The sequence below is a fragment of the Amnibacterium endophyticum genome, assembly GCF_042680685.1.
GTDB lineage: Bacteria > Actinomycetota > Actinomycetes > Actinomycetales > Microbacteriaceae > Amnibacterium > Amnibacterium endophyticum.
In genome coordinates this window covers 44,448-65,384 of the sequence record NZ_JBHUEA010000009.1, presented here as the reverse complement: position 1 = coordinate 65,384, position 20,937 = coordinate 44,448, and the positions used below count along the sequence as shown (strand labels likewise).

23 protein-coding genes and 1 tRNA gene are annotated in these 20,937 nt (G+C 72.9%); 9 read left to right on the top strand and 15 right to left on the bottom strand.

All coding sequences use genetic code 11. The features are described 5' to 3' along the window. The first annotated feature begins 5 nt into the window (after positions 1-5). The gene (serC, locus tag ACFSBI_RS07605) at positions 6-1,115 is read left to right on the top strand and encodes a phosphoserine transaminase (RefSeq protein ID WP_377933708.1); all 1,110 of its coding nucleotides are present in this window, start codon (positions 6-8) and stop codon (positions 1,113-1,115) included. A 12-nt stretch (positions 1,116-1,127) separates the two neighbouring features. On the opposite strand, the gene ACFSBI_RS07600 is transcribed toward serC, so the two are convergent. Next, positions 1,128-1,565, bottom strand: a complete 438-nt coding sequence (locus ACFSBI_RS07600) for a DUF3027 domain-containing protein (protein WP_377933619.1) — start codon at positions 1,563-1,565, stop codon at positions 1,128-1,130. Beyond that, positions 1,562-1,942 (bottom strand): cold-shock protein, encoded by a 381-nt coding sequence (locus ACFSBI_RS07595; protein WP_377933617.1) that lies wholly within the window; start codon positions 1,940-1,942, stop codon positions 1,562-1,564. Before ACFSBI_RS07595 ends, ACFSBI_RS07600 begins: the two co-directional genes overlap by 4 nt. A 103-nt stretch (positions 1,943-2,045) precedes the next feature. Between ACFSBI_RS07595 and ACFSBI_RS07590 the strand changes: the two genes are divergently transcribed. The 4 genes from ACFSBI_RS07590 to ACFSBI_RS07575 all read left to right on the top strand — a co-directional run bounded on the left by ACFSBI_RS07590 (position 2,046) and on the right by ACFSBI_RS07575 (position 5,206). Next, positions 2,046-2,303, top strand: a complete 258-nt coding sequence (locus ACFSBI_RS07590; protein ID WP_377933615.1) for a hypothetical protein — start codon at positions 2,046-2,048, stop codon at positions 2,301-2,303. Between the two features lie 103 nt (positions 2,304-2,406). After that, a complete protein-coding gene (locus ACFSBI_RS07585) occupies positions 2,407-3,102 on the top strand; it encodes a response regulator transcription factor (RefSeq protein ID WP_377933613.1) in 696 nt (231 codons plus the stop codon). Between the two features lie 67 nt (positions 3,103-3,169). After that, on the top strand, positions 3,170-4,870 hold the full coding sequence (locus tag ACFSBI_RS07580) for a sensor histidine kinase (RefSeq protein ID WP_377933611.1): 1,701 nt from the start codon (positions 3,170-3,172) through the stop codon (positions 4,868-4,870). Positions 4,871-4,918: 48 nt separating this feature from the next. Next, a complete protein-coding gene (locus ACFSBI_RS07575; RefSeq protein WP_377933609.1) occupies positions 4,919-5,206 on the top strand; it encodes a WXG100 family type VII secretion target in 288 nt (95 codons plus the stop codon). Positions 5,207-5,584: 378 nt separating this feature from the next. Here ACFSBI_RS07575 and groL read toward each other — a convergent pair whose 3' ends face one another. The 4 genes from groL to ACFSBI_RS07555 all read right to left on the bottom strand — a co-directional run bounded on the left by groL (position 5,585) and on the right by ACFSBI_RS07555 (position 8,687). Then, complete coding sequence (groL, locus tag ACFSBI_RS07570) at positions 5,585-7,207, bottom strand: chaperonin GroEL (RefSeq protein ID WP_377933608.1); 1,623 nt, start codon at positions 7,205-7,207, stop codon at positions 5,585-5,587. Positions 7,208-7,437: 230 nt separating this feature from the next. Beyond that, complete coding sequence (locus ACFSBI_RS07565; RefSeq protein ID WP_377933606.1) at positions 7,438-7,641, bottom strand: cold-shock protein; 204 nt, start codon at positions 7,639-7,641, stop codon at positions 7,438-7,440. A gap of 147 nt (positions 7,642-7,788) precedes the next feature. Then, positions 7,789-8,376: a LytR C-terminal domain-containing protein gene (locus ACFSBI_RS07560; RefSeq protein WP_377933604.1), complete on the bottom strand. Its 588-nt coding sequence runs from the start codon at positions 8,374-8,376 to the stop codon at positions 7,789-7,791. 14 nt (positions 8,377-8,390) lie between these two features. Further along, positions 8,391-8,687 (bottom strand): DUF3263 domain-containing protein, encoded by a 297-nt coding sequence (locus ACFSBI_RS07555; RefSeq protein WP_377933602.1) that lies wholly within the window; start codon positions 8,685-8,687, stop codon positions 8,391-8,393. A 146-nt stretch (positions 8,688-8,833) separates the two neighbouring features. Here ACFSBI_RS07555 and msrB point away from each other — a divergent pair, with 146 nt between their 5' ends. Further along, positions 8,834-9,244: a peptide-methionine (R)-S-oxide reductase MsrB gene (msrB, locus tag ACFSBI_RS07550; protein ID WP_377933600.1), complete on the top strand. Its 411-nt coding sequence runs from the start codon at positions 8,834-8,836 to the stop codon at positions 9,242-9,244. A gap of 214 nt (positions 9,245-9,458) precedes the next feature. On the opposite strand, the gene ACFSBI_RS07545 is transcribed toward msrB, so the two are convergent. Both ACFSBI_RS07545 and ACFSBI_RS07540 read right to left on the bottom strand, forming a co-directional pair. Further along, positions 9,459-9,534, bottom strand: a tRNA-Thr gene (locus ACFSBI_RS07545). Between the two features lie 52 nt (positions 9,535-9,586). Next, positions 9,587-10,501, bottom strand: a complete 915-nt coding sequence (locus ACFSBI_RS07540) for a DsbA family protein (protein WP_377933599.1) — start codon at positions 10,499-10,501, stop codon at positions 9,587-9,589. Between the two features lie 224 nt (positions 10,502-10,725). Here ACFSBI_RS07540 and ACFSBI_RS07535 point away from each other — a divergent pair, with 224 nt between their 5' ends. Together ACFSBI_RS07535 and ACFSBI_RS07530 are read left to right on the top strand one after the other, a co-directional pair. Further along, positions 10,726-11,823 carry an ABC transporter ATP-binding protein gene (locus tag ACFSBI_RS07535; RefSeq protein WP_377933597.1) on the top strand — a complete coding sequence of 366 codons (1,098 nt, stop codon included), beginning with the start codon at positions 10,726-10,728 and terminating at the stop codon, positions 11,821-11,823. Then, positions 11,820-13,115, top strand: a complete 1,296-nt coding sequence (locus tag ACFSBI_RS07530) for a DUF4032 domain-containing protein (RefSeq protein WP_377933595.1) — start codon at positions 11,820-11,822, stop codon at positions 13,113-13,115. The genes ACFSBI_RS07535 and ACFSBI_RS07530 overlap by 4 nt, the downstream gene beginning before the upstream one ends. A 96-nt stretch (positions 13,116-13,211) precedes the next feature. Here the strand turns inward: ACFSBI_RS07530 and ACFSBI_RS07525 are convergent, their stop codons facing one another. From ACFSBI_RS07525 to ACFSBI_RS07505, 5 genes are all read right to left on the bottom strand, one after another. Beyond that, complete coding sequence (locus ACFSBI_RS07525) at positions 13,212-14,048, bottom strand: hypothetical protein (protein ID WP_377933593.1); 837 nt, start codon at positions 14,046-14,048, stop codon at positions 13,212-13,214. Between the two features lie 224 nt (positions 14,049-14,272). Then, the gene (gene rlmB / locus ACFSBI_RS07520) at positions 14,273-15,229 is read right to left on the bottom strand and encodes a 23S rRNA (guanosine(2251)-2'-O)-methyltransferase RlmB (RefSeq protein ID WP_377933591.1); all 957 of its coding nucleotides are present in this window, start codon (positions 15,227-15,229) and stop codon (positions 14,273-14,275) included. Beyond that, on the bottom strand, positions 15,219-16,613 hold the full coding sequence (cysS, locus tag ACFSBI_RS07515) for a cysteine--tRNA ligase (RefSeq protein ID WP_377933590.1): 1,395 nt from the start codon (positions 16,611-16,613) through the stop codon (positions 15,219-15,221). Before cysS ends, rlmB begins: the two co-directional genes overlap by 11 nt. Then, positions 16,610-17,746 (bottom strand): 2-C-methyl-D-erythritol 4-phosphate cytidylyltransferase, encoded by a 1,137-nt coding sequence (ispD, locus tag ACFSBI_RS07510; RefSeq protein ID WP_377933706.1) that lies wholly within the window; start codon positions 17,744-17,746, stop codon positions 16,610-16,612. The genes cysS and ispD overlap by 4 nt, the downstream gene beginning before the upstream one ends. Then, positions 17,743-18,225 carry a CarD family transcriptional regulator gene (locus ACFSBI_RS07505; RefSeq protein WP_377933588.1) on the bottom strand — a complete coding sequence of 161 codons (483 nt, stop codon included), beginning with the start codon at positions 18,223-18,225 and terminating at the stop codon, positions 17,743-17,745. Before ACFSBI_RS07505 ends, ispD begins: the two co-directional genes overlap by 4 nt. Positions 18,226-18,393: 168 nt before the next feature. Here ACFSBI_RS07505 and ACFSBI_RS07500 point away from each other — a divergent pair, with 168 nt between their 5' ends. Next, positions 18,394-18,996 (top strand): hypothetical protein, encoded by a 603-nt coding sequence (locus ACFSBI_RS07500; RefSeq protein ID WP_377933587.1) that lies wholly within the window; start codon positions 18,394-18,396, stop codon positions 18,994-18,996. Between the two features lie 25 nt (positions 18,997-19,021). Here ACFSBI_RS07500 and ACFSBI_RS07495 read toward each other — a convergent pair whose 3' ends face one another. Further along, on the bottom strand, positions 19,022-19,720 hold the full coding sequence (locus ACFSBI_RS07495; protein ID WP_377933585.1) for a response regulator: 699 nt from the start codon (positions 19,718-19,720) through the stop codon (positions 19,022-19,024). After that, entirely contained in the window at positions 19,717-20,883 is a 1,167-nt protein-coding gene (locus tag ACFSBI_RS07490) for a sensor histidine kinase (protein ID WP_377933584.1), read from the bottom strand. Before ACFSBI_RS07490 ends, ACFSBI_RS07495 begins: the two co-directional genes overlap by 4 nt. Positions 20,884-20,937 lie beyond the last annotated feature (54 nt).

The following is a 20,937-nucleotide window of genomic DNA, read 5'->3' as shown; positions in this document are numbered from 1 at the left end:
TGCCCGTGATCGACCTCGTCATCCCGGCCGACCTGAAGCCCGCCGACGGCCGGTTCGGCTGCGGCCCCTCGCGGATCCGACCGGCGCAGCTCGAGGCGCTCGCGGCCGCCGGCACGACCCTGCTCGGCACGTCGCACCGGCAGCGTCCGGTCCGCGCGCTCGTCGGGTCGGTCCGGGACCGCGTGGCGCGGCTGCTCGGCGCACCGGACGGCTACGAGGTGCTCCTCGGCAACGGCGGCTCCACCGCCTTCTGGGACGCCGCCGCGTTCGGGCTGATCGAGCGGCGCAGCCAGCACTGCGCCTACGGCGAGTTCGGCGCGAAGTTCGCCGCGGCCGCCCGCACGCCCTGGCTCGATGCCCCCGACGTGCGCCGGGCCGAGCCCGGCTCCCGCGCCGAGCCCGAGCCGCTGGAGGGCGTCGACGTCTACGCCTGGCCGCACAACGAGACCTCGACCGGGGTCGCCGCTCCCGTGCGCCGCGTGCGCGCGGACGGCGCGCTCACGGTCGTCGACGCCACGAGCGCCGCGGGCGGCATCGACTTCGACGCGGCCGAGGCCGACGTCTACTACTTCGCGCCGCAGAAGAACCTCGGCTCCGACGGCGGGCTCTGGCTCGCGCTCTGCTCCCCGGCCGCCGTCGAGCGCATCGAGCGGATCGCCGCGAGCGACCGCTACGTCCCCGAGTTCCTGTCGTTGAAGACCGCGCTCGACAACTCGCGGCTCGACCAGACGCTGAACACGCCCGCGCTCGCGACGCTCGTGCTGCTCGACGAGCAGCTGGGCTGGATGCTCGACCGGGGCGGCCTCGCCTGGGCGGCGGGCCGCGCGGCCGCGTCCTCGTCGCTGCTCTACGACTGGGCCGAGGCGGCCCCGTACGCGCGCCCCTTCGTCGCGCGGCCCGAGGACCGCTCCCCCGTCGTCGTCACCGTCGACTTCGAGGGCGTGGACGCCGCCGCCATCGCGGCGACCCTTCGGGCGAACGGCATCGTGGACACCGAGCCGTACCGCAAGCTCGGCCGCAACCAGCTGCGGATCGGCACCTTCGCCTCGGTGCCGACGGAGGACGTGCGGGCCCTCATCGCCTGCATCGACCACGTCGTCGAGCGCCTGGCGTAGGGCGCCTCCCGGTCACACCGAGCGGTCGCCCGGCTCCTCGTCCGCCGCGGCGTCGACGTCCACGTCGTCGTCCAGCAGGTCGTCGTCCTCGTCGAGATCGGCCTCGTCGAGGTCGTCCTCGTCGTCGTCGCCCTCGTCCTCGTCGGGCTCGTCGGCGTGGCTGCGCCGCCACTCGGCGAGCCGCTCCTCCCACGGCACCCAGGCCGGCGCGACCAGCGCGCCCTCGCCGGGGAGCAGCTCGAGCTCGAGCACCGTCGGCTCGACGCCCTCGAGGTCGGAGGTCGAGACCGTCCAGAACCAGTCGACGTAGCCCGGCATGACCGCGGCGAAGCGCAGGTCGATCACGCCCGGCGCGGGAACTCCGGCGTCGACCAGCGGGCCGACGGCAGCGGGGTCGACGACCTCCGCCAGCGCCGTCAGGGCCAGCTCGACGCGCTCCTCGTCGGTCACGCGTCGAAGTCGTCCGCGACGCGGCGCAGGACCGCGGCGACCTGCTGCCCGCGCGCCTGGTCGGGGTAGCGGCCGTGCCGCAGGTCGTTCCCCGCGCGCTCCAGCCACTTGATCAGGTCCTCGACCCGGACCGCCATGTCCTCGGCCGAGGGCCGGGCCATCTTCGCCATCGTGGTCGGCTGCTCGAGCACCCGCACGGACAGCGCCTGGGCGCCGCGCCGGCCGTCGGCGATGCCGAACTCGACCCGGCTGCCCTTCTTCACGCTCGTGCCCTGCGGCAGCGCGGACGCGTGCAGGAACACCTCGGAACCGTCCTCGGCGGCGATGAAGCCGAACCCCTTGACGTCGTCGTAGAACTTGACCCTGCCGGTGGGCATCGTGACCTCTTGGGTTGGAGCGGGAGCGGGTGGGAGCCGGTTTCGGCCGGTCCATGCTACCGGCGGTCCGTCGCGCGGCCGGTCCGGCCGATAGCCTCGGGGCGTGGCGGAGCGCGGCGACCGGAGGACCGAGGTGCCGCGCGCGCAGCGGGTGCTCGCCGCGATGGCCTTCGCCCTGATCGGCCTGTCCGCGATCTCGGTCGTCGCGATCCTGATCCTCCACGCGGCCGGCGTGCCCGACTCGGCCTTCCGGACCGGCGGCCTCGCCGTCCTCACCCTGCTGCCGCTGCCCGGGCTGACCATCGGGCTGCTGCTCGTGATCGCGCTCGTCGTCGTCGTGGCGGTCCGCCGGGCCCGCTGAGACCCCGCGCACAGGCGCCCCACCGGCGGCAGGTCCGGCGCGCGCCGGATGCACCCGGAGCAGTGTCAGGAAGTGCTCAGAAATCGCGCAGAAACTGTGCGCCATGGCCTCAGATCAGCCCCGCGTCCTCATCGTCGACGACGAGCCGAACATCCGTGACCTGCTGACCACGAGCCTCCGGTTCGCCGGCTTCGCGGTCCGCGCCGTGAGCAACGGCGCGCAGGCGATCTCGGCGGTCCTCGAGGAGGAGCCGGACCTGATCATCCTCGACGTGATGCTCCCCGACATGAACGGGTTCGGCGTCACGAAGCGGCTGCGCGCCTCCGGCTACACCTCGCCGATCCTGTTCCTCACGGCGAAGGACGACACCGAGGACAAGATCACCGGCCTCACCGTCGGCGGGGACGACTACGTCACGAAGCCGTTCAGCCTCGACGAGATCGTCGCGCGCATCAAGGCGATCCTGCGCCGCACGATGCACGCGGAGGAGGACGCCGTCATCCGCGCGGGCGAGCTGACGATGGACCAGGACACGCACGAGGTGACCGTGGGCGCCGAGGCGATCGAGCTCTCCCCCACCGAGTTCAAGCTGCTGCGCTACCTGATGCTGAACCCGAACCGCGTGCTGTCCAAGGCGCAGATCCTCGACCACGTGTGGGAGTACGACTTCAACGGGGACGCCGGCATCGTGGAGTCGTACATCTCGTACCTGCGCCGCAAGCTCGACGCCCACTCGACCGAGCCGATCATCCAGACCAAGCGCGGCTTCGGCTACATGCTGAAGGCGGCGAAGGTCTGATCGCTCGGCCGATCGACACGAGGGGCGCAGCGCGCTCCACGATTCACCCGTCAGGATGATGCGCACGATGCTGTCGACGCTGTCCGACCGGTGGAACGGGATCTCGCTCCGCACCAAGATCACCGCCGTCACGGTGCTCGTGCTCACGCTCGGGCTCGCGACGTCCGGCGCCGGCAGCCTCAGCCTGCTGCGGTCCTACCTGCTCACGGACTCGGACCGGCAGATCGTGAGCACACTGGAGTCGGTGAACGCGAACACGGTCGCGAACGACGAGATGGCCGCGGCGACCCAGTTCGTGTTCGCGCACCTCGACGGCGACGGCGCCGTGATCCGCGCGAACCCGCGGTGGCAGCAGCTGGTGCCGGAGGCGGTGGAGGTCCGCGGCGAGATCCGCGACGCGCGCCCGCTGCAGGCGTTCACGATCCACGCGGACGACGGCTCCCCCGAGTACCGGATGGCCGTCAAGCCGCTCGGGGACGGCACGCTCGCCGTGCTCGGCCTGCCGCTGCAGGGCGTGAACAACGTCGTCAGCCAGCTCCTCACGCTGTTCGTGCTGTTCGGCCTCGCGGTCGTCGTGGTCGGAGCGGTGCTGACGCGAATCCTCGTGTCGTCGACCTTCGCCCCGCTGCGGCAGGTGGAGCGGACGGCCGCGGCGATCGCGGACGGCGACTTCGGGCAGCGGCTCGGCAACGCGACGCCGAACACCGAGGTCGGGCGGTTGAACCGCTCGCTCAACCGGATGCTGAACCAGATCGACGGCGCCCTGGCGGATCGCGCGCGCACGATCGACCAGATGCGCCGCTTCGTCGGGGACGCGAGCCACGAGCTGCGCACCCCGCTCGTCTCGGTCCGCGGGTACGCGGAGCTGTACCGGATGGGCGCGCTGCAGTCCCGCGAGGACGTCGGGCAGGCCATGGACCGCATCGAGCGCGAGGCGGTGCGGCTCGGCGCGCTCGTGTCGGACCTCCTCGCACTCGCCCGGCTGGACGAGGCGCGCGAGCTGAAGCGCACCGAGGTCGAGCTGCTGCCGCTGGCGCACGACGCGGCGCTCGACGCCCGCGCCCTCGCGCCCGGCCGCACGATCCGCGTCATCGGCCACGATCCCGAGCAGCAGACGGGCGCGCTCGAGATCCTCCGCCCCGTGCCGTCCGCGGACGCCGACGCGGTCGCCGCGGTCACCACGAGCCGGCTGTTCCGTCGTGGCGCCGGCGCCGGCGACGCCGCGAGCGTCACCGCGTCCCTGCGCCTCGCGTCGGCACGGCTGCTGCGTCAGCGACGGAAGATGCGCGAGGGGGGCGAGGCGGAGCCGGTCGACGCCGTGCAGGTCAGCGGCTCGACCCGGCCCGTCGTGTTCGCCGAGGAGGACAAGCTGCGGCAGGTGCTGACGAACCTGATCGGCAACGCCATCCGGTTCACCCCCGCAGACTCCCCCATCGAGATCGCCGCCTACGCCGACCGCGTCCGCTCCCTCGCCGTCTTCGAGGTGATCGACCACGGCGAGGGCATCCCGCCGCAGGTGCGGGAGAAGATCTTCCAGCGCTTCTGGCGCGCCGACTCCTCGCGCACGCGCGACACGGGCGGCAGCGGGCTCGGTCTCGCGATCGTCGCCGCGATCGTGCAGGCGCACCAGGGCACGATCGGGATCTCGGAGACCGCGGGTGGCGGCGCGACCTTCCGCGTGGCGCTTCCGCTCCTCCACAGCCCCGATCCCGAGCCGGAGACGGACGACGAGTCGGATCCGGCCGAGGAGCACGTCTCCGCCTCCTAGCGTGACGCCCCGATCCGCCCGCCCGGGGCGGCGAGAAGGGGGTCACCCGTGACCAGGTTCACCGTCGACAGCGAGGCCGTCACGGCCGCGGCAGGGGCGATCAGCGGCACCGTCGCTCGGTTGCAGGGCGAGGTGTCCGCCCTGCACGGCCAGCTGGAGGGTCTGCAGGGCGTCTGGACGGGCGCCGCCGCGGTCGCCTTCCACGGCGTCGTCCAGCAGTGGCGCACCACGCAGACGAGCGTGGAGGAGGTGCTGGCCTCGATCGACCGCGCCCTGCGGCTGGCCGGTCAGCAGTACGTCGAGACGGAGCTGGCGAACGCCCGCCTCTTCGGCTGAGCGGCGCTCCGCGCTGCTGCGACAGCGCCAGGACACCGGGACGCCGGGACGCCGGGACGCCGGGACGCCGGGACGCCGGGACGCCGGGACCAGCGTGTCGAACGGAGGACGGATCGTGGAACGAAGGACGAATTCGGTCGAATCGTCCTCCGTTCCGCAACACGTCCTCCGTTCCGCACCGACCCGGCGCACGCCGCGTCGGCTTCGGCCCCCGGCTGAAGGCTGCATGCCCTGCGTCCCGGCCCCGCGCCGCATCCGTGTGCGTCCCCGCCGCACCACAGTGGGCCGCCTGGTCAGCAGGCGGTCGAAATGTCCCGCAGACGCAGCAGGGGCCGGGCACCCGTAGGTGCCCGGCCCCTGCCGTGGTTCAGCGCTGGATCAGAAGTCCATGCCCGCACCGGCGTCCGCGCCCACGGGGGCGGCGGACTTCTCCGGCTTGTCGGCGACGACGGCCTCGGTGGTGAGGAACAGGCCCGCGATCGACGCCGCGTTCAGCAGCGCGGAGCGGGTGACCTTCACCGGGTCGTTGATGCCGGCGGCCAGCATGTCGACGTACTCGCCGGTCGCGGCGTTCAGGCCGTGACCCGACTCGAGGCCGCGCACCTTCTCGGCGACGACGCCCGGCTCGAGACCGGCGTTCAGCGCGATCTGCTTGAGCGGCGCCTCGACGGCGACCTTGACGATGTTCGCGCCGGTCGCCTCGTCACCCGTGACCTCGAGCTTCTCGAACGCCCGCTTGCCGGCCTGGATCAGGGCCACGCCGCCGCCGGCGACGATGCCCTCCTCGACGGCCGCCTTCGCGTTGCGCACGGCGTCCTCGATGCGGTGCTTGCGCTCCTTCAGCTCGACCTCGGTCGCCGCGCCCGCCTTGATGACGGCGACGCCGCCGGCGAGCTTGGCGAGACGCTCCTGCAGCTTCTCGCGGTCGTAGTCGCTGTCGGTGTTGTCGATCTCGTTGCGGATCTGCTGCACGCGGCCGGCGATCTGCTCGGCGTCGCCCGCACCCTCGACGATGGTGGTCTCGTCCTTGGTGATGACGACCTTGCGGGCCTGGCCGAGCAGGTCGAGGGTGACGTTCTCGAGCTTGAGACCGACCTCCTCGCTGATGACCTGGCCGCCGGTCAGGATCGCGATGTCCTGCAGCTGCGCCTTGCGGCGGTCGCCGAAGCCCGGCGCCTTGACGGCGACGGACTTGAAGATGCCGCGGATCTTGTTGACGATCAGGGTCGCGAGCGCCTCGCCGTCGACGTCCTCGGCGATGATCAGCAGCTGCTTGCCGGTCTGGATCACCTTGTCGACGATCGGCAGCAGGTCCTTGATGTTCGAGACCTTGCTGTTGACGATCAGGATGTACGGGTCCTCGAACACCGCCTCCTGACGGTCGGCGTCGGTGACGAAGTACTGCGACAGGAAGCCCTTGTCGAAGCGCATGCCCTCGGTCAGCTCGAGCTCGGTGCCGAAGGTGTTCGACTCCTCGACGGTGACGACGCCCTCCTTGCCGACCTTGTCGATCGCCTCGGCGATGATCTCGCCGATCTGCGGGTCGCCGGCGGAGATGCTCGCGGTCGCGGCGATCTCCTCCTTGGTCTCGACCTCCTTGGCGCCGTCGAGCAGCTCCTGGGACACGGCCGCGACGGCCTTGTCGATACCGCGCTTCAGGCTGATGGGGTCGGCGCCGGCGGCGACGTTGCGGAGGCCCTCGCGCACCAGCGCCTGGGCGAGCACGACGGACGTGGTCGTGCCGTCACCGGCGACGTCGTCCGTCTTCTTCGCGACCTCCTTGACCAGCTCGGCGCCGATCTTCTCGTAGGGGTCCTCGAGCTCGATCTCCTTGGCGATGGAGACGCCGTCGTTCGTGATCGTGGGGGCGCCCCACTTCTTCTCGAGCACGACGTTGCGGCCGCGCGGGCCGAGCGTGACGCGCACGGCGTCGGCGAGGGTGTTCAGGCCGCGCTCGAGGCCGCGGCGGGCCTCCTCGTCGAAGGCAATGATCTTCGCCATAGGTGTTCTCGTCCTCCCTGGACGGTGACGGATGGAAGCCGGCGGCGGGGGTGCCCTGATCGGGCGCCTCACCGGCCGCCTGGCACTCGGCAGGACCGAGTGCCAATCACCAATCCTGGCAGTCGACCCCGGCGACTGCAAGCCGACGGACCTGCGGCGCGCTCAGCCCTCAGCGATCACGCAGCCGCTCATCCCGGCGCCGCGCGGCGGCCCGCTACGACCCCTCGGGATCAGACGGGGCGGACGCCCTCCGCCTGCGGGCCCTTCTGCCCGGACCCGACCTCGAGCTCGACCCGCTGCCCCTCGGCGAGCGAGCGGTAGCCGGTCATGTCGATGGCGCTGTAGTGCACGAACACGTCCTGCGCCCCGCCGTCCAGGGTGATGAACCCGTAACCCTTCTCGGCGTTGAACCACTTGACGGTGCCGCTGGTCATGCGGTGCTGCTCCTCGATCGCGCGGGCGGGCGCGAGGCCCGATGCGCGCCATCAAAGCAGCGCCGGAAGGGCCCGGACGGCCCGTCGAGCCGATCGGCGACGCATCTCAACACGTTCGTAACGGCGGCGAAACACGGCGGCCGCGGATCAGCCCTTCGGGCTCCAGTCGCTGCCGAGCACCACGGTGAGCCGCTGCGAGCCGGGGGCGCCGAAGCGGTCCGTCTTCGCGGTCCGCTCGATGCCGAGCGACTTCGCGAGGCCCTTCGCAGCGCCGAGCTGATCGGCCTCCGCGTAGTAGACGGTCGACGTCGTCCTGTCCTGCACGTCGGCGTTGGCGGTCGAGACCACGTTCCACCGGTCGCCCTGCAGCACCCGGGAGGCGGAGGCCGCGAGGCCGGTCGTGGTCGTCGCGTTCAGCACCGCGACCTTCGCGCCCGGGTCGACCGTGGCAGCCGGCCCGGCTGCGGCGGCCGACACCGGGTTCAGCGGCGTCTCGGCCGCACCCACCCGGCCCTCGATGAATCCGAGCCCGAGCACGCCGACGGCGACGAGCGCGCCCGTCGCGAGCGCGGCCCAGCCGAAGGTGGCCAGACCGCGCCGACGGACCGGTGCGCGGTGCGCGCCGACCCGGGCGAGATCCGCCGGCACGTCGTCGAAGCGGTCGCGCGGGCGGGCTGCGCTGGCGGCGGCGGGGCTCCGGCCTGCTCTGCTCCCCGCGCCGATGGTGATCGGCACGGCTCCGGTGGCGCTCAGCTCGAGTGCCGGCGCAGCAGATCGGCGCGCCGTACCGTTCGAGCATCGCGGAGGCGCTGCAGGCGCTTCACGAGCATGGGGTCCTCCCGGAGGGCTGCGGGCGTCTCGATGATCGCTCCGAGCCGCTGGTAGTAGCGGGCCGCCGAGATGCCGAACTCCTCCCGGATCGCCTCCTCCTTGCGCCCTCCGCGGCGCCACCAGGCGCGCTCGAAGGCGAGGACGGCGAGGTCCCGGGACGACAGCTCGGGCCCGGCGCCCGGCTCCTCGGACGGCTGCGGTCGGGGTTCGTCCATCTGGCTTCCGATCCTCTCCGCGTACGTCCGCTCCCCCGTGTTCGGGGGAATAAGAGGGATGCTAGAAGCGCTGGATCCTCCGACGACGGAAGCGGCGTGTCGTGTCCCGCCGCCCGTGCCCGTTCGAGCCCCGGAGGAGAGCGCAGATGGCGTACGAGATCACCAAGACCGATTCCGAGTGGCGAGCCGCCCTCGACCCGAACGAGTTCAAGGTGCTGCGCGAGGCCGCCACCGAGCGGCCCTGGTCGGGCGCGCTGCTCGACGAGCACCGGCCCGGTCTGTTCCGCTGCAAGGCGTGCGCGGCGCCGCTGTTCACCTCGACGTCGAAGTTCGACTCCGGCTCGGGCTGGCCGTCGTTCTACGAGCCGGTCAGCTTCGACGCCGTCGAGCTGAAGCAGGACCGGACGTGGGGCATGGTCCGCACGGAGGTCCTGTGCGCGACCTGCGGCAGCCACCTCGGCCACCTGTTCGACGACGCACCGCAGACGCCGACCGGCGACCGCTTCTGCATGAACTCGGTCTCGCTGGCGTTCGACGGCGACGCGAAGCAGGACTGATCCGCACGAAGGGCGCCTCGGCTCAGGCCGAGGCGCCCTCCGCCGTCTCCGGCCCCTGCGAGACGCACGCCCGCCTCAGGGCCTGCGGAGCAGCACAGGCTTCGATCCGCCCGCCCACCGGACCCGACCGCAGCGCTGCGAAGCGCAGGCCCGCCTCAGGGCCTGCGAAGCAGCACAGGCTTCGATCCGCCCGCGGATCGAAGCCCATGAACACTGGAGCCGAGAGTCGGAATCGAACCGACGACATCCGCATTACAAGGGCGGCGCTCTACCGACTGAGCTATCCCGGCGTGGCCTCAAGCGTACGGCGGGGCGGCGCGTCGGCGCCGCCCCGCCGCCGGCTCACTTCGAGGCGCTGGGCGTGGGGGTGGGCGTCGGAGTGGCCCCGGTCGTCCCGCCCACGGAGGTGACGAAGGCCCCGAACGCGGCGGTGTCGGAAGGGGCACCGGTGTAGTACTGCCCGTTCACGAGCACCGTCGGGGTGCTGCCGCCCCAGCTGGGCGGCAGCGCGGCGCCCTGCAGCGCGCCGCGCTTCTCGGTGAACTCCGCCGTCCTCGCGGTCACCCAGGCGTCGAACCGGGAGTCCTTGACGGCCTGGCTGACCTGGTCGAGGTTCTTCACGCCGACCTGGCGCGCCACCGCGATGATCTGGTCGTCCGACGGCCCTGACGTGGCCACGCCCTCCTCGGGCTGGATCGCGTACAGCCGCGTGTGGAACGCCTCCCACTCGTTCGGCGACCAGTTGGCGACCGCGGCAGCCGCGTTCGCGGCGCGGGTCGAGTACTTGTCGGGGTAGAGGCGGTCGAGGATCGCCACCGGGTAGTACTGCACGATCGCGGCGCCGCTCTTCACGAGCTCCTCGACCTGCGGCCCGTTGCTGTCCTCGAACTGCTTGCAGTACGGGCAGGCGAAGTCCTCGAAGATCTGGATGCGGACCTTCCCGTCGCTGCTGGTCGCCTCCGGCGACGGGGTGGCGCTGGCGGCGGCGGCCGGCGTCCGCACGGCGGTCAGCTGGGGCCCCTCGAGGGTGATGCCGCCGTTCGCCATGTTCGCCGGACCCGGTCCCGGCGGCCGCACGGAGTTGACGATGATGACCGCGACGACGGCCACGATCGCGATGATCACCGCACCGATCGACACCTGCAGGACCGCGCGGTTGCGCTTCTCCCGCTTCTGCTGCCGCACCCGCTCCTGGCGCGCCTTCTCGCGCGCGGCGTCGCGCCGCTCGTTCTTCGACTGCCTCGGGGCGTTCGACATCCCATCCCTCCACGTGCGCCGACGGGTGGCGACACGGCGATGCAGCGTAATCGGCGTGTCGATGACGGCGTGCCCGGCGCCCTGAGGATCGCCCAAGACGCTCGACCGGCGGCGCGGCGACGTGGGATACTCCATCCGCCGATGCGACGGTGCACCGGCATGACCGACTGGTCATCCTCACTACGGATCGTCCGGCACGTACCTGCCGGTGAAGGAGAACAGCAATGGCGACCGTGACGTACGACCACGCGACGCGGCTCTACCCGGGCGGCACCCGCGCCGCCGTCGACTCGCTCAACCTCGACATCGCGGACGGCGAGTTCCTCGTGCTCGTCGGCCCCTCCGGGTGCGGCAAGTCGACCTCCCTGCGCATGCTCGCGGGCCTCGAGGAGGTCAACGACGGCCACATCTACATCGGCGACAAGGACGTGACCGACATCCCGCCGAAGGACCGCGACATCGCGATGGTCTTCCAGAACTACGCGCTGTACCCGCACATGACCGTCGCCGAGAACATGGGCTTCGCCCTGAAGATCGCCGGCGTCAACAAGGACGAGCGGGCCACCCGCGTCCAGGAGGCCGCGAAGCTGCTCGACCTCGAGCCGTACCTGGCCCGCAAGCCGAAGGCCCTCTCGGGCGGTCAGCGCCAGCGCGTCGCGATGGGCCGTGCGATCGTCCGCCAGCCGCAGGTCTTCCTGATGGACGAGCCGCTGTCGAACCTCGACGCGAAGCTGCGGGTGCAGACGCGCACGCAGATCGCCTCGCTGCAGCGCCGCCTCGGCGTCACCACCGTGTACGTCACGCACGACCAGACCGAGGCGCTCACGATGGGCGACCGCATCTGCGTGCTGAAGGACGGCATCCTGCAGCAGGTCGGCTCGCCGCGCGAGCTGTACGAGCGCCCGGCGAACGTCTTCGTCGCGGGCTTCATCGGCAGCCCGGCGATGAACCTGTTCCCGGCGGACCTGACCGACGAGGGCGTGGCCTTCGGCGGCACCACGCTCCCGCTCACGCGCGAGGTCATCAGCGCCTCGAGCGGCAAGCAGGTCACGGTCGGCGTGCGGCCCGAGGACCTCGAGGTCGGCACGTCCAAGAGCGACGGCCTGCCCGTGACGGTCGACCTCGTCGAGGAGCTCGGCGCGGACGGCTACCTCTACGGCCACGCGGACATGAGCGGCCGCCGCATCGACATCGTGGCGCGGGTCGACGGCCGTCAGCACCCCGAGGTCGGCGACGTCGTCTACCTGCACCCGGCGCAGAACCACACGCACGTGTTCGACGTCGAGTCCGGCGAGCGCCTGTCCGCCGCCGTCACGGCTTGAGCGACGCCTTCGGGGAGTCCCTCTCCATCACCGCGGCCACGGTGGATCCGGCTCTGCTGGATCTGCCGTGGTCGCTCCCCCTCGAGCAGTGGACGAGCGAGCACATCGCGGCGCTGCCCAAGGGCATCTCGCGGCACATCGTGCGCTTCGCGAACCTCTCGGGGTACGTGATCGCGGTCAAGGAGACGTCGGCCGACCTCGCCCAGCGCGAGTACGACATGCTCCGGACGCTGCAGCGCCTCGAGGTGCCGTGCGTCGAGCCGCTCGCGGTCATCCAGGGACGCACCGACGAGAACGGTGCGCCCCTGGAGACCGCGCTCGTCACCCGGCACCTCCGGTTCTCGCTGCCCTACCGCGCGCTCTTCTCGCAGATGCTGCGCCCGGACACCGCGACCCGGCTGGCGGACGCCCTCGCGCTGCTGCTCGTGCGGCTGCACGTCATCGGCTTCTTCTGGGGCGACGTGTCGCTCTCCAACACGCTCTTCCGGCGCGACGCGGGCGCCTTCGCCGCGTACCTGGTCGACGCGGAGACGGGCAAGCTGTACCAGGGCGGCCTGTCGAAGGGGCAGCGGGAGAACGACCTCGAGGTCGCCCGGGTGAACATCGCCGGCGAGCTGATGGACCTGGCCGCGGGCGGGCACGTGGACGAGGACCTCGATCCCCTCGTGACCTCCGAGCGCATCGTCAGCCAGTACCGGATGCTCTGGAACGAGCTGACGGGCCGCGAATCCTTCTCGTCGGCCGAGCGCTGGCGGATCAACCAGCGCGTGGACCGGCTGAACACGCTGGGGTTCGACATCGAGGAGCTGTCGATCCGCACCGCGGAGCACGGCAGCGAGGTCGTCATCCAGCCGAAGGTCGTCGACGCGGGGCACCACACCCGGCGCCTGCTGCGCCTGACCGGGCTGGACGCGGAGGAGAACCAGGCGCGGCGCCTGCTGAACGACCTCGACCAGTGGCGGCACGCCTTCGGCAAGGGCCACCTGGACGAGGAGATGGCGGCGCACGAGTGGGTCGCGGGCGTCTTCGAGCCCGTGATCCGCGCCATCCCCCGCGAGCTGCGGGGGAAGCTCGAGTCCGCGGAGATCTTCCACCAGGTGCTCGAGCACCGCTGGTTCATGTCGGAGCGCCAGTCGCGGGACGTGCCGCTGGCCGAGGCGCTGAACTCCTACGTCGAGGAGATCCTGCGGCACCGCCGCGACGAGGCCGCGCTCCTCGAGCCCGTCACCGGCGGTCTCGCGGTGCCGACCCGGATCAGCGCCGGCCCGGAGGACTGGCGCGCCACCGTCTGACCGGCGCCCGTCTCCTGCAGCAGGATCGCTGCCTTCCAGCAGGATCCCTGCCCGTCAGCCCACCTGCTGGAGGGCGGAGATCCTGCTGCAGGGCGCTCACGGCGCGACCGGCGCGTGCTGCGCCATCACCGCCACGATCGCGTCGAACACCTCCCGCCAGCGGTAGACGATCGCCGCGTAGGAGAACTGCAGGACGATCCGTCCCTCCCGCATGACCCGGACCACCCGGGCGCGATCGCGAGTGAACGCCTCCTGCTGAGCGTGGTGCTCGCGCCCGTCCGCCTCGATCGCGAGCCAGCCGTCGATCTCCAGGTCGAGGCGGTCCCGGCTGCGCAGCACCACCTGGATCGACGTCGAGATGCCGCTCACCGCGAGCCGGTACCGGAGGATCGACTCGGTCCCCGACTCGCTTCGGGCATCGAGGTGCGTCAGGAGATGGTGGTTGCGCTCCGGGCCGCGCCGCACGAGCGCCTCCAACCGGTTGCGCGACATCAGCCGCCGGCGCAGCAACGAGTCGAGGACGGCGACGAGCATGTGCGGCGGCTGGCACTCGAGGGCGTCGCGGAGCGCGAGATCGATGGGCGGGACCGCGAAGGCCGAGCCGCCCGCCATCTGCCGTCCGTGCCAGTGCCGGACGACCCCGACGCCCTGATCCCTGCCGGCGGATCTGCGCCCGGAGGCCGAAGGCGGGAAGAAGACGTGGAGGCCGCTGTCGGGCGGGCACCACGCCCCGTGGAGCCGGAGCGCCGACACGCAGCCCACCCGCCCTCCCATCCTCATGGCGAGCACGGCCTCCTGCGGCGTGCTCGAGGTGCCGTACCAGCCGTCGATGACGCGGAACCTCTCCCCGCACTCGATGGACGCCCGGATCGACTGCTTCGTCTCCCCGAGCGCTCGGAGCTCGGCGGTCGTGAAGAACGAGAACGTGCCCATGCCGAGAACCCTGGCCCGCCCGGAGGGCCGGCGGACGGGATCTGCTCCTCGGATCCAGGATCCCGCCCGCTCATGACCTGGGGAGGAGCGGACTCCTCCCCATCCCGCGATCACCCCGCAGGATCCCCGCCTGCCCTTCAGCAGGACCCCTGCCCTCGAGCAGTGGATCGGACGGGCAGATCTCCTGCTCGAGGGCAGGGATCCTGCTGACGGGCTCCGCGGGGCTACTCGGAGGCGGCGCGGGTCGTGGCGATCGCGTAGAGCGCGATCGAGGTGGCGACCGACGCGTTCAGCGACTCGGTGGCGCGGCCGATCGGGATGGAGACGATCTGGTCGCACAGCTCGCGCACCAGGCGGGAGAGCCCCTGGCCCTCGCTGCCCGCGACCACGAGCAGCGGCCGGTCCGCCAGCTCGAAGGACGGCAGGGCGACGTCGCCGTCGCCGTCGAGGCCGATCACGAAGACGCCCCGCTGCTTGTAGGCGGTGACCGTCTGCGCGAGGTTCGACGCCATCGCGACCGGCACCCGCGCGACCGCCCCGGCCGACGACCGCCAGGCGGCGGCCGTCACGCCCGCGGAGCGCCGTTGCGGCAGCACGACGCCGCTGCCGCCGAACGCGCCGACCGAGCGGATGATGGCGCCGAGGTTGCGCGGGTCGGTCACGCCGTCGAGCGCGACGACGAGCGCCGGCGTCGCACCCTCCAGCAGGTCGAACGGGTGCGCGTACTCGTACGGCTTCACCGACAGGGCGACGCCCTGGTGCAGCAGGTCGCCGCCGGTCAGCCGGTCCAGCTCGGGCCGCATCACCTCGAGCACGGGCAGGTCCCGCCGGTTCGCGATCGACAGGATCTCGCGGACGCGGTCGTCCACCTCCATGCGCGCGGCGAGGTGGAGGGTCGTGGCGGGGATGCGCGCGCGCAGCGCCTCGAGCACCGCGTTGCGCCCCGTCACGATCTCGTCGCCGGACGCCTTCCGAGCCCGCGGCGCCTGCCGCGGCGCACCCTGCCCGCGCTTCTCCGCGAGCCGCTCGGCGGCCCGCTTGCGCTTGTGCGCGGCGTGGTACTCGCGGTCCTCCGCCTTCGGCGTCGGGCCCTTCCCCTCCAGCGCCTTGCGCCCGCGGCCTCCGCTGCCGACCTTGGTGCCCTTCAGGTTCGGGCTGCGCCGTCTCGAATCACCGGCCATCGATGCTCCACCTCGTCCCGTCCGCGCCGTCCTCGAGCGCGATGCCCGCGGCGGCCAGCTCGTCCCGCACGCGGTCCGCGGCGGCCCAGTCCTTCGCGCGCCGCGCGGCGGCCCGCTCGTCGAGGAGCCGCTGCACGAGCGCGTCGAGCGCCCCGGCGGCGGCGTCCCCCGCACCCGGCTGCGCGACCGGGTCGACCCCGAGCACGCCCGTCATCGCCCGCACCTCGGCGAGCGCGCGCCCGGCCGCGTCCGGCTCCCCCGCGTCGACCGCCTGGTTGCCGCGGCGCAGCGTCTCGTGCAGCACCGCGAGCGCCTGCGGCACGTTCAGGTCCTCGTCCATCGCCGCCGCGAACGCCTCGGGCACCGGCGCGGCCGTCGCCGTGGCGCCTGCCGCCTCAGCCCGCTCGACGAAGCGCTCGATGCGCGCGACCGCCTCCTCCGCCTCGATCAGCGCACCGGGGTGGTGGTCGAGGTCGGAGCGGTAGTGGGCCGCCGCGAGCGCGTAGCGGACGACCACCGGGCGCGCGGCGCCCAGGAGCTCGGCGGCGAAGGCGGAGTTGCCGAGCGACTTCGACATCTTCTGGCCGGCGACCGTCACGAGCCCGTTGTGCACCCAGAGGCGGGCGAAGGGGCTGCCGGCGGCGCCCGACTGGGCCAGCTCGTTCTCGTGGTGCGGGAAGCGCAGGTCGAGGCCGCCGCCGTGCACGTCGAACTCCGCGCCGAGGTAGCGCTCCGCCATCGCGGAGCACTCGATGTGCCAGCCCGGTCGGCCGGAGCCCCACGGCGCCGGCCACTGCGCGGTCGCGGGCTCGTCCGGCTTGTGGCCCTTCCACAGCGCGAAGTCGCGGGGGCTGCGCTTGCCGCGACCCTCGTCCTGACCGCCGATCAGGTCGTCGCCCTGCTGCCGCGTGAGCACGCCGTACTCGGGCCAGGACCCGACGTCGAACCAGACGTCGCCCGACCCGTCGTCGGCGGCGTAGGCGTGACCCGAGTCGATGAGGCGGGCGATCAGCGCGACCATCTCGCCGATGTGCCCCGTGGCGCGCGGCTCGTAGGTCGGCTCGAGCACGCCGATCGCCCGGTAGGCCGCTGCGAACTCGAGCTCGACGCGGTAGGCGTGCGCCCACCACGCGGCGCCGGAGGCGGCGGACGAGGCGAGGATCTTGTCGTCGACGTCCGTGACGTTGCGGATCAGCACCACGTCGAGGCCGCGGTACGTCAGCCACCGCCGCAGCAGGTCGTAGGAGAGCGCGCTGCGCAGGTGGCCGATGTGCGGCGAGGACTGCACGGTCGGACCGCAGACGTACAGGCCCACCCGCCCCGGCACGACCGGGACCAGCTCCTGCAGCGCGCGGGACCGGGTGTCGTAGAGCCGGACGGTCACCGTCGAAAGGATACGGGGGCGGGCGCGACGAGCGCGGTCGCGACCGCCGCGACCCCCTCGCCGCGTCCCGTGAGCCCGAGCCCGTCGGTCGTGGTGCCCGACACGGACACCGGCGAGCCGACGGCGGCGGTGAGCAGCGCCTCCATCTCCGCCCGCCGCGCACCGATCCTCGGCCGGTTCCCCACGACCTGCACCGCGACGTGCACGGGGGCGAACCCCGCCTCGGCGAGCAGCGCGACCGACCGGGTCACGAAGTCGAGGCCCGCCCGCCCGGCCTCCTCGGCGCGGTCGGTGCCGAAGCGGCTGCCGAGGTCGCCGAGCCCGCCCGCCGACAGCAGGGCGTCGGCGATCGCGTGGCAGACGACGTCGGCGTCGCTGTGCCCGGCGAGACCGGGCCCCGGCCACTGCAGCCCGCCGAGCCGCATCGGCCGGTCGTCGGCGAAGGCGTGCACGTCGATGCCGAGCCCGGAGCGGGTGGCCGCGGGCGGTGCGAGCAGCTGCTCGGCCCGCCGCAGGTCCCACCGCGTCGTGATCTTGAAGGCGTCCGGGCTCCCCTCGACCACGCGGACGCGGTGCCCGGCGGCCGCGAACGCCGCCGCGTCGTCCGTGTGCCGCGCGTCCGCGGACTCGAGCGCCCGGCGGAGGGCCCCCGCGGGGAACCCCTGCGGCGTCTGCACCGCCGCGAGGAGGGCGCGGCGGACCGTCTCCACGACCGCGTCGCCGGCGAGGCGCTTGATCGTGTCCGCCGGGGTCAGCGCCGGGATCACCCCGTCGCCGGTGCGGACCACCTCGGCGCGCACCAGGTCGAAGACCGACGGCGGCGTCAGCGGGCGGGCCGCGTCGTGCACGAGAACGACCTCGTCGTCCGCCACGTGCCCGAGGGCGGCGAGGACCGACGCCTGCCGGTCGGCGCCGCCCGCGACGACGACGGCGGGCAGCCCCGCCACGCCACGCTCGACGTCGTCGACCCGCCCCGGCGGCGCCGCGACCACGACCCGGTCCACGTCGGCCGCGAGCACCCCGTCGAGCGCCCAGGCGAGCAGCGTCCGCCCGGCCAGCGGCACGAGGGCCTTCGGCATCCCGGCACCGAGCCGGGTCCCGTCGCCCGCCGCGACGACGACCGCGACGGTCAGGAGGCGAGCACCTCGTCGAGCACGGTCGACGCCTGCTCCTCGTCGGTCTTCTCCGCGAGCGCGAGCTCGGAGATGAGGATCTGCCGCGCCTTCGCGAGCATCCGCTTCTCCCCCGCGGACAGGCCGCGGTCCTGGTCGCGGCGCCAGAGGTCGCGGACGACCTCGGACACCTTGATCACGTCTCCGGAGGCCAGCTTCTCGAGATTCGCCTTGTAGCGGCGGGACCAGTTCGTCGGCTCCTCCACGAACGGGGTGCGCAGCACCTCGAACACGCGGTCGAGGCCCTCCTTGCCGATGACGTCGCGGACGCCCACGAGATCGACGTTCTCCGCCGGGACCTCGATGGTGAGATCGCCCTGCGCCACGTTCAGCTTGAGGTAGACCTTCTCCTCACCGCGGATCGTGCGCTTCTTGACCTCGACGATCTTGGCGGCGCCGTGATGGGGGTAGACAACGGTTTCGCCGACCTCGAACTGCATGGATGTCCCTCCGAAAAGCGGCCTCCATCCTATCACGGGCCCTCCGACGGGGGCTCGGACGGCAGCGCGACGGGGGCGCTGCTCGGCCGGGCGACGGGCCTCGTCCGCTAGGCTCCGACCGGTTCCGCGGACCCGTCGGAGCGAGGAGATCGACGAGAGGTGCGCACCGTGAGGTTGCGATTCGCGGCGACCGCCGCCGTCACCGCGCTGGTGGCCGGCGCCCTGTCCGGGTGCATGTTCGTCACCCCGCAGCAGACCGTCCGCACCTACACCCCGAGCGACGGCATCAACGGCCAGGTCGGCGACGTGCAGATCCGCAACGTGCTGCTGCTCAGCTCGGAGGGCGACGTGGCAACCATGCTCGGCGTGCTCTCCAACACGGGCGACTCGCCCGCGTCAGTGACGCTGCGCTACTCCACCGCGACGGGCACGGAGACCACGCGGGTCAGCGTGCCGGCGAACGGCGTGCTCTCGCTGCGGCCGAACGTCGACGCGCAGGCCGAGACGCAGGTCACGACCCGGGCGCGCTCGGTGCGGCTCACGGACGTCGACCTGACGCCGGGCGCGCTCTTCCCGGTGGGCTTCTCGACGGGCAGCGCCGACCCCGTCTCGCTGCAGGTGCCCGTGCTGGACGGCAGCCTCCCGGAGTACCAGCCGCTCGTCCCGACCCCGTCCGCGTCCGTCGGCGGCCTGCCGGTCGGCGAGTCGCCCTCGCCGTCGGAGTCGAGCACCGCGGAGCCGACCCCGAGCCCCTCGGCCGGCGAGGGCTGATCGGGCCCCGGCCGCCGGAGGCCGATCAAGGCTCCGCGGCCAGGTCCTCGAAGCGGTAGCCGAGGCCGCGGACGGTCAGCAGCAGGCGGGGCTCCGCCGGCTCCTCCTCGATCTTCGCGCGGATGCGCTTCACGTGGACGTCGAGCGTCTTCGTGTCGCCGAAGTAGTCGGAGCCCCAGATCCGGTCGATCAGCTGCCCGCGCGTGAGCACGCGGCCCGCGTTCCGGAGCAGCAGCTCGAGCAGCTCGAACTCCTTGAGCGGCATCGCGGTCTCCCGGCCGTGCACGAACACCGCGTGCCGGTCGACGTCCAGGCTGACCGGACCGGAGCGGAGCACGTCGGGGCCGGCCGCGTCGACGGACTCGACGCGGCGGCGGAGCACGGCGCGGATGCGGGCGAGCAGCTCGCGGCTCGAGTACGGCTTGGTGACGTAGTCGTCCGCGCCGAGCTCGAGGCCGACGACCTTGTCGATCTCGGCGTCCTTCGCCGTCAGCATGATGATCGGCACGTCGGAGGACGTGCGGATGCGCTTCGCGACCTCGGTGCCGCTCAGCACCGGCAGCATCAGGTCGAGCAGCACGAGGTCGACGTCGCCGCGGCCGAAGCGCGCGAGGGCCTCCCCGCCGTCGGCCGCGACGGCGACCTCGTACCCCTCCCGCTCGAGCAGGTACTCCAGCGGCTCGGCGATCGCCGGCTCGTCCTCGACGAGCAGGATCACGGTCATGTGCGCTCCTTCTCGCGGCGTCGCGGCCGCTGGACGACCGGCACCGCCTCCTCTGGCAGCCGGATGGTGAAGGTCGAGCCTCGGCCGGGGCGGGACCACACCCGCACGTCCCCGCCGTGGTTCTCGGCCACGTGCTTGACGATGCTGAGCCCGAGACCCGACCCGCCGGTCTGCCGGGTGCGGGACTGGTCGCCCCGGTAGAAGCGCTCGAACACGCGGTCCTGCTCCTCCTCCGGGATGCCCTGCCCCTGGTCGGAGACGGCGATCTCGACGACGCCGTCCCGGGCGCGCAGCCCGATGCCCACGTGCGTGCGCGGCGGCGCGAAGGCGACCGCGTTCGCGACCAGGTTCTGCACGGCGGTGGTCAGCTGCGCGGCGTCGCCGCGCGTGTGCAGGCCGGTGCGCTTGCCCACCACGACGGCGACGGAGTGCGCGTCCGCGGCGACGCGGTTGCGGTCGGCGGCGGCGGCGATCACGTCGTCGAGCGCGACCGGGCGGGCGTCCGCGAGCGGATCGGTGTCCTGCAGCCGGGTGAAGGCGAGGATCTCCTGCACGAGGGCGCCGAGCCGGGCCGACTCGGCGCTCAGCCGCGCGGCGAACCGGCGGACCCGCTCCGGGTCCTCGGCGGCCGTGTCGAGCGCCTCCGCGAGCAGCGAGACCGCGCCGATCGGCGTCTTCAGCTCGTGGCTGACGTTCGCGACGAAGTCGCGGCGCATCGCCTCGAGCCGCACGGCGTCGGAACGGTCCTCGACGACGAGCAGCACGCGCCCCAGGTCGATCGGCGCGGCGTGCGCGGCGACCTGCAGGGTGCGGGGCCCCGAGGGGACGCGCGGCAGGGCGAGGTCCGCGCGACGCGGCTCGAGCGCGGACCGCGCCTCGTCGGCCAGGCGGTCCAGCTCGAGGTGCGCGAGCGCCCGGCCGTGCACGAGGTCCATCTGGACCGCGCCCTCGGTCGCCTGCAGCACGGTGTTGGAGCCGTCGACGACCACCGCCGGCTCCACGAGCGCGTCGATCACCGCGGAGGCCCCGTCGGGCAGCGCCGTCGACTGGACGTCGAGCGCCGCCGCGCCCGCGTCCACCGCCGTGCGGAGCAGCAGGGTGAACGCGACCCCGAAGAGGAGCCCCAGACCGAGCGCGAGCACCACGAGTTCCGCCGTGCTCATGCGGCTTACGATAAGGGACCGTCCAGGAGGCGGACCCGCCCGCGAACGCGGGGG